At 48.7% G+C, this 1,446-nt stretch carries 1 protein-coding gene; it reads left to right on the top strand.

Annotation, left to right across the window (positions count from 1 at the left end; all coding sequences use genetic code 11):
• The first annotated feature begins 54 nt into the window (after positions 1–54).
• Positions 55–1,409, top strand: a protein-coding gene (locus GVY43_RS15605) for an IS3 family transposase (protein WP_159563779.1) whose coding sequence is annotated in 2 segments (ribosomal slippage) — positions 55–508 and positions 508–1,409 — 1,356 coding nt in all. Because the reading frame shifts where the segments join, the coding sequence is not laid out codon by codon here.
• Positions 1,410–1,446: the final 37 nt, after the last annotated feature.

The following is a 1,446-nucleotide window of genomic DNA, read 5'->3' as shown; positions in this document are numbered from 1 at the left end:
TGAACTGCACCCCAATTGTTAGACACATCTAACAATTGGAGGTGCAGTTTTTTAATGACTAAATTTACAACTGATCAAAAGTTAAGCGCCGTCATGGCCTATCGGGAAGGGAAAGATAGTATGAATGGCATCGCGAAATCCCTAGGGGTAGCCCCGACCCTGATGCGTAACTGGGTCAAACAGTTCGACCATCATGGACCGATGGCCTTTTCCAAACCCTATACAACTTACCCCGCACAGTTTAAACTGGACGTACTTCAATACATGAAAGAGAATGGCGTGTCGGCAAACGAAGCGGCTGCGATCTTCAATATCGCCTCTCCCTCCTCAGTCTGGAAATGGGAGAGGCAACTGAGGACCGGAGGGCAGGGCACGCTCATTCCTAAGAAGAAAGGGAGGCCACGGATGAAAGATAAGACAGGTAATGAAAAGCGTCGAGCCCCCGCAGAGGGGTCTTCAGAAGCGCTCCAGGCGGAAATCGACCGTCTGCGGATGGAGAACGAGTATCTAAAAAAGTTGAACGCCTTAGTTCGATCCAAGGGAACGTCACCAAAGAAGACAAAGTAAAGGTCATCTATGAATTAAGGCACAAATATCCGGTGAAGGCGCTCGTTGAGTATGCGGGAATCAAACGTAGCACCTATTACGTGCTGGTGAAGAAAATCGGGAGACCAGACCCGGACACGGGTCTGAAGGCAGAGATCCAAGCGATTTATGATGAACATGAGGGGCGATATGGTTATCGTCGCATTCGTGACGAACTCCAGAATCGGGGACAGAAAGTGAACCACAAGAGGGTTCAACGCCTCATGAAAGCACTGGGGTTGAAATGTCTCGTGCGCCTGAAGAAGTACAAATCATATCGGGGGGCGGTGGGGGAAATCGCAGACAATATCCTGGACCGAGACTTCAAGGCGGATGCCCCGAACGAGAAATGGGTGACCGACATCTCGGAGTTCAAACTGTTCGGGGAGAGGCTCTACCTGTCCCCTGTCCTAGACCTGTTCAACGGAGAGATCATCACCTACACCATCGGCTCAAGACCGACGTATTCACTGGTCTCAGAGATGTTGGAGAACGCCTTGTCCAAATTGCCTGAGGAGCATCAGCTCCTGATCCATTCCGATCAGGGATGGCATTACCAAATGCGTCAGTTCCGACATACCCTCAAAGAGAAAGGTATCGTGCAGAGCATGTCTCGTAAAGGTAACTGTCATGACAACGCAGTGATGGAGAATTTCTTCGGAATCATGAAATCCGAATTCCTTTATCTTAAACGTTTTAAGAGTATCGACCACTTTAAAATCGAGCTCGGTAACTACATAGACTATTACAACACACGACGAATCAAGGCAAAATTAAAACTGAGTCCGGTGCAATACCGGACCCAGTTCGTTCACGTAGCCTAGATGAAATAACCGTGTCTAACTTTTAGGGGTCACTTCA

The sequence above is a fragment of the Exiguobacterium sp. 8H genome, assembly GCF_902506255.1.
Taxonomy (GTDB): Bacteria; Bacillota; Bacilli; order Exiguobacteriales; family Exiguobacteriaceae; genus Exiguobacterium; species Exiguobacterium profundum.
This window is presented reverse-complemented; position numbering and strand designations above follow the sequence as displayed.